Origin of the sequence: Albidovulum sp., assembly GCF_008933605.1 — a bacterium.
Lineage (GTDB): Bacteria > Pseudomonadota > Alphaproteobacteria > Rhodobacterales > Rhodobacteraceae > Albidovulum.
In genome coordinates this window covers 1-4,825 of sequence record NZ_WBUS01000199.1, presented here as the reverse complement: position 1 = coordinate 4,825, position 4,825 = coordinate 1, and the positions used below count along the sequence as shown (strand labels likewise).

General features: G+C 69.4%; 7 protein-coding genes. 4 read left to right on the top strand and 3 right to left on the bottom strand.

Annotation, left to right across the window (positions count from 1 at the left end):
* Window positions 1-226 precede the first annotated feature (226 nt).
* On the bottom strand, window positions 227-1,099 hold the full coding sequence (locus F9K34_RS17080) for an SDR family oxidoreductase (RefSeq protein ID WP_291338319.1): 873 nt from the start codon (window positions 1,097-1,099) through the stop codon (window positions 227-229).
* Window positions 1,100-1,175: 76 nt separating this feature from the next.
* Here F9K34_RS17080 and F9K34_RS17075 point away from each other — a divergent pair, with 76 nt between their 5' ends.
* Window positions 1,176-1,805: a class I SAM-dependent DNA methyltransferase gene (locus tag F9K34_RS17075; protein ID WP_291338318.1), complete on the top strand. Its 630-nt coding sequence runs from the start codon at window positions 1,176-1,178 to the stop codon at window positions 1,803-1,805.
* On the opposite strand, the gene F9K34_RS17070 is transcribed toward F9K34_RS17075, so the two are convergent.
* Together F9K34_RS17070 and F9K34_RS17065 are read right to left on the bottom strand one after the other, a co-directional pair.
* Window positions 1,806-2,645, bottom strand: coding sequence for an SDH family Clp fold serine proteinase (locus F9K34_RS17070; RefSeq protein ID WP_291338317.1), 840 nt, complete (start codon window positions 2,643-2,645; stop codon window positions 1,806-1,808).
* Window positions 2,642-2,935 (bottom strand): SelT/SelW/SelH family protein, encoded by a 294-nt coding sequence (locus F9K34_RS17065; RefSeq protein WP_291338316.1) that lies wholly within the window; start codon window positions 2,933-2,935, stop codon window positions 2,642-2,644. Before F9K34_RS17065 ends, F9K34_RS17070 begins: the two co-directional genes overlap by 4 nt.
* 263 nt (window positions 2,936-3,198) lie before the next feature.
* On the opposite strand from F9K34_RS17065, the gene F9K34_RS17060 reads away from it, so the two are divergent.
* The 3 genes from F9K34_RS17060 to F9K34_RS17050 all read left to right on the top strand — a co-directional run.
* Window positions 3,199-3,438 carry a hypothetical protein gene (locus tag F9K34_RS17060; protein WP_291338315.1) on the top strand — a complete coding sequence of 80 codons (240 nt, stop codon included), beginning with the start codon at window positions 3,199-3,201 and terminating at the stop codon, window positions 3,436-3,438.
* Between the two features lie 5 nt (window positions 3,439-3,443).
* Window positions 3,444-3,815: a hypothetical protein gene (locus F9K34_RS17055; protein ID WP_291338314.1), complete on the top strand. Its 372-nt coding sequence runs from the start codon at window positions 3,444-3,446 to the stop codon at window positions 3,813-3,815.
* Window positions 3,808-4,825, top strand: a 1,018-nt coding sequence (locus F9K34_RS17050) for a sulfotransferase (protein ID WP_291338313.1), incomplete at its 3' end; no start/stop codon positions are given. The genes F9K34_RS17055 and F9K34_RS17050, both read left to right, overlap by 8 nt.

Sequence of the window (4,825 nt, the reverse complement as noted above, 5' to 3'; positions counted from 1 at the left end):
CGCGCCGCCGAGCACCGCGCCTTCGAGCTTGTCGCCATCGTCGGAGGCGATCGCCCCGACGGCGGCGCCGGTCAGCGCCCCGGTGGCGACGTTCTGGTCGGTGGTGTTCTGGCAGGCGGCGAGGCCCGCCGCGAGCGGCACGAGGAGCAGGAACTTCTTCATCAGGGATCTCCCAGGTTGGTCGCGTACCACGGCCAACGCGGGGAGCGGGGACGGGTTCCGGTGCTCAGCTTTCGTCGGCGAGAAGGCGCCTGAGCCCCGTCCGGTAATCGGGATAGGCCAGCCGCACGCCGAGCTCGCGCTTGATCCGGTGATTCCGCACGCGCTTCGATTCCGCGTAGAAGCTGCGCGCGAGGGGCGTCAACTCCGCCTCCTCGAACGGCACCTCGGGCGGCAGCGGCAGGCCGAGGAGGCGCGCCGCCTCGGCCAGCACGTCCTCGGGCGGGGACGGGTCATCGTCGGCGACGTTGTAGACCGCGCCGGGATCCGGGCGCGCGATGGAGGCGGCGAGGACGGCGGCGATGTCATCCACATGGATGCGGCTGAAATACTGGTTCTCGCGGACGATGCGTCGGGCGGTCCCGTTCCTCACCTTCTCGAAGGGGCCGCGGCCGGGGCCGTAGATTCCGGCCAGGCGGAAGATATGGAGCGGAAGCCCGCTGCGCGCGGCATGCGCCTGCCACTGCTCTTCGGCCAGAAGCCGCTGGCGTCCGCGGGTCGTCGTCGGCAGAAGCGGCGTCGCCTCGTCGACCCAGCCGCCCCGGTGGTCACCATAGACGCCGGTCGTGGAAAGGTAGCCCACCCACTCGAGATGGGGCGCAGCGGCGGCGATCGCCTTGCCATGCCGCGCAAGCACCGGGTCGCCCGCGGCGTCGGGTGAAATGGAGGCCAGAACATGCGTCGCCGCCGCGAGGGCCGGACCGAGGTCGGTCCCCGGGTCGGCCCCGGGCCAGATCAGCGGCTCCACCCCCTCGCGCACGAGGCGCGCGGCCTTTTCCGCGCTGCGCGTGGTGCCGATGATCCGCCAGCCGGGGCCGAGGCGGCGGGCGAGGGCGGAGGCGGAATAGCCGTGGCCAAGGGAGAGCAGGGTTCCGGTCATGGGCCGACTATCCGGGCCCGGATCGACGAGCGCAAGGGCGCTTGACGCCGCGGGGGCCGCGTGGCGGGATGGGTCCATGACCGGCAAGACCGATGATCTGGATGCTGTCTACGCGCTGAAGACGCCCGAGGATTCGGTGCGCTACTACCGCGACTGGGCCGCGCGCTACGACCGGGACTTCGCGGCCGGCATGGGCTACCGCAGCCCTCATGCCGTGGCGGCGGTCTTTGCCGCGCTGGGCGGCCGGGGGCCGGTTCTCGACGTCGGGGCCGGCACCGGGCTCGTGGCCGAGGCACTCGCCCGCATCGGGACCGGGCCGGTCGACGCTATCGACATTTCCGCCGAGATGCTGGCGGTGGCGGCCGGGAAGGGCGTCTACCGGCAGGTGATCCGCGCCGATCTTACTGCCGTTCTTCCCATCGGGAACAGTGTCTATTCCGGCCTGATCAGTGCCGGAACCTTCACCCACGGCCATGTCGGCCCGGAGGCCCTCGAGGAACTGCTGCGCGTCGCTTCGCCGGGGGCGCTCTTCGCGGTCACGGTTCATTCCGCGGTCTACGAGCGCATGGGCTTCGCGCAGCGCTTCGCATCGCTCGGCGGCCGGATCGAGGGATTCCGGACCGAGCCTTTCGACATCTACGGCCCGGACGCCGAGGGCGCCCATGCGGGCGACACCGGCTGGATCGTCAGCTTCCGCAAGGCGTGATCACCCCCGGTGCACCTTTCCCGGCCGTTCGCGCGGAACCGGCAGGAACTCCACGCCGCCCGACTGGCGCACGGGCTGGGGATAGAGCGTCATCAGCGTCAGCACGTCCTCGGGCATGCCGGTCGTGACCGGCAGGCCCAGCGCCTTCGCCTCCGCCGAGGGGATCGGGTAGTCGTGCGTCCAGTTGCCCGAGGCGAGCTTCTCGGCCAGCGCCGCCGCCTCGCCCGCAGGCATCCGCACCGACAGCAGCTCCGTCGCGGCGCGGATGACCTGTTCGAGCGCCTTTCGGCTCACATCGGCGAGGATGAGCGTCTCGTCCTCGAGCTCCGCCACCGGCTTGGTCTGCACCGCGGCGAGGATCGAAGCTGCCGGATACTGGTTCACCTGCGGGTCGATGGGGCCGAGCACGGAGTGGTCGCACATCACAATCTCGTCGGCGGCAAGCGCCACCAGCGTCCCGCCGGACATGGCGTGATGCGGCACGAAGACAGTGACCTTGCCCTTGTGAGCCTCCACCGCACGGGCGATCTGCAGCGCCGCGAGAACGAGCCCGCCCGGCGTGTGCAGGACAATGTCGAGCGGCATCTCGTCGTCGGTCATGCGGATCGCGCGCAGCACGTCCTCGCTGTCCTGGATGTCGATGTAGCGCATCAGCGGAAAGCCGAGCAGGCTCATCGTCTCCTGCCGGTGGACCATCAGGATCACCCGGCTGCCGCGCGTCTTCTCCAGCCGCGAGATCATGGCGAGGCGCTTCGCCTCGATGATCTTCCGCGTCAGCACCGGTTGCAGCATCGTCAGGATCACGAAGATCCAGAGCAGGTCGGAGGCCGAGAGGCTCATCCCCCGCCCCCGCCGGCACGGTCCAGGTGCCCGAGATCGCGCGCGGGATCGATCCGGTCGCGCACCATCTGCTTGAGGGTCTTCACGTCGGGAAAACCGCCGTCGCGCTTGCGTTCCCAGAGGAGATCGCCGTCCAGCCGGATCTCGAAGATGCCGCCGGTGCCGGGGACGAGCGTCACCGACCCGAGGTCCTGCCCGAATGTGGACAGAAGCTCCTGCGCCATCCAGCCGGAGCGAAGAAGCCAGTTGCATTGGGTGCAATAGGCGATCTTGACGGCGGGCTTGGTCATGGCGCGGGCTCGCGGGATTGGCTCGCCCGCACTAGATCATGCGGGCGACGCCCTGCCAAGCGGTCAAGGGTGAGGCCGCAGAGACAATGATCGCCCTTCGGGGAGTTTAATTCGCAGATCAGGCGGCGCTCCGCCGCACGACCATAGTCGCCGTCGGGAAATCCTTGGCTTCGCGGAAAAAAATCTGGCATGGTGCCCCTGCGATCCGGGCTCCGCGACGACAGGGCCTTGAACGATCCTGCGCGACCAGAAAGAGAATTTCGATGCAGAAGACGCTGTTTCCCGCACTCATTGCCGCCCTCGCGCTCTCCGCTGCTCCCTCGGCAGCGCTCGCCTACATCGGTCCCGGCGTCGGCGCCGGCGCAATCGCTGCCGTGGTCGGCGTACTCGGCTCCATCTTCCTCGCCATCGTCGCGGTGATCTACTACCCGATCAAGCGGATGATGAAGGGCCGCAAGTCGAAGGCGGCGAAAACGACCGATAGCGGCAAGCCCGCGGCCTGAACGCGATGCTCTGGCTCTTCGTCCTGATCGCGGCCGTCGCGGCCAGCGAGGCCTTCCTGTGGCTGCCGCTCTTGCCGGTCATCCGCCGCGTGACGGAAACTGCGCGGAAATCCGGCAGGGTGCTCACCAGCAAGCGCATCTCCGACCACTGGAAGGAACGTGTGCTGCCCCGTTACTCCTGGGTGATCGGCAAGGGCTCGGTCCAGTTCTTCGCGCTTCTCATGCTCGCGCTTGCCCCGGTCGCGGTCCTCGGATTCGTCTATCCCGGCGGCATCGCGGCCTGGGGCGCCGAGCTGATGCAGCCCCTTGTCATCCTCGTCCTCTGCCTCGTCTCGATCGGCTACATCTGGCTCAGGCTCCGGGTGGTCCGTGGCTGACTATTCCGCACTCGACCGACTTCTGCACCGGCTGGCGCTCGCCTCGCCGGCGCTTGCGGAGATGGCCCATGACATCGAGCGGGGCATGTTCCTGAAGAAGGCGCCCGCCGGTACCGGCGCCCATGTCTTCGTCACCGGCCTGGCGCGCGCGGGAACGACGATCCTGATGCGGGAGATCCACCGCACAGGGCAGTTCGGCTCGCTCACCTATGCCGACATGCCCTTCGTACTCGCCCCGAACCTCTGGGCGCGGCTGAGCCGGAAGGGCCACCAGCCGGGCGTCCGGGCCGAGCGCGCCCATGGCGACGGGATCGAGGTGGACATGTCGAGCCCCGAGGCGCTGGACGAGGTCTACTGGCGCGTCTTCGCGGGAAAGGACTACATCGGCGCCGAGGGCCTTTCGCCGCATGAGCCGGACGCCGACCTGATCCAGGGCTACCGCGACCTCATCCGGCTCGTGCTCCTGAAGACCGGCAAGGCGCGCTATGTCTCGAAGAACAACAATACTGTCCTCAGGCTCGGCGCGCTGGCCGCGGCGATGCCGGAAGCGGCGTTTCTCGTGCCGCTCCGCCGCCCGCTCGACCATGCGGCGAGCCTTCTCGGCCAGCACCAGCGGTTCCTGGCATCCGACACCTTCACGCGCGACTACATGACCTGGCTCGGCCATCACGAGTTCGGCGCGACGCACCGGCCGTTCTTGTTCGCCGACCGCCCCGCCGGCGATCCGATGACGCTTGACTACTGGCTCCGGCTCTGGCTTGCCGTCTATGGCGCGCTCGACCGGGTGGAGGCGGCGCGTCCGAACGTGACCTTCGTCCCCTACGAGGCGCTGTCCGCCGACCCCGCCGTCTGGGCTGCGGTGGCGCGGCGGATCGGCGTCATCCCGACGGCCGCCGGGGAACTGCGCCCGATGACCGACAAGGCGCCCGGCCTGCATGACGCCGGCCTTGCCGCTGATGCCGGGGCGCTTCACGCCCGGCTCGCGGCCCGCGGCTTCGCCGCGCTCGGCC

Bases quoted from the DNA above. Each gene is read 5' to 3' on its own strand.
- F9K34_RS17080 (WP_291338319.1), bottom strand. From the start codon at position 1,099: ATGACCGGAACCCTGCTCTCCCTTGGCCACGGCTATTCCGCCTCCGCC.
- F9K34_RS17075 (WP_291338318.1), top strand. From the start codon at position 1,176: ATGACCGGCAAGACCGATGATCTGGATGCTGTCTACGCGCTGAAGACG.
- F9K34_RS17070 (WP_291338317.1), bottom strand. From the start codon at position 2,645: ATGAGCCTCTCGGCCTCCGACCTGCTCTGGATCTTCGTGATCCTGACG.
- F9K34_RS17065 (WP_291338316.1), bottom strand. From the start codon at position 2,935: ATGACCAAGCCCGCCGTCAAGATCGCCTATTGCACCCAATGCAACTGG.
- F9K34_RS17060 (WP_291338315.1), top strand. From the start codon at position 3,199: ATGCAGAAGACGCTGTTTCCCGCACTCATTGCCGCCCTCGCGCTCTCC.
- F9K34_RS17055 (WP_291338314.1), top strand. From the start codon at position 3,444: ATGCTCTGGCTCTTCGTCCTGATCGCGGCCGTCGCGGCCAGCGAGGCC.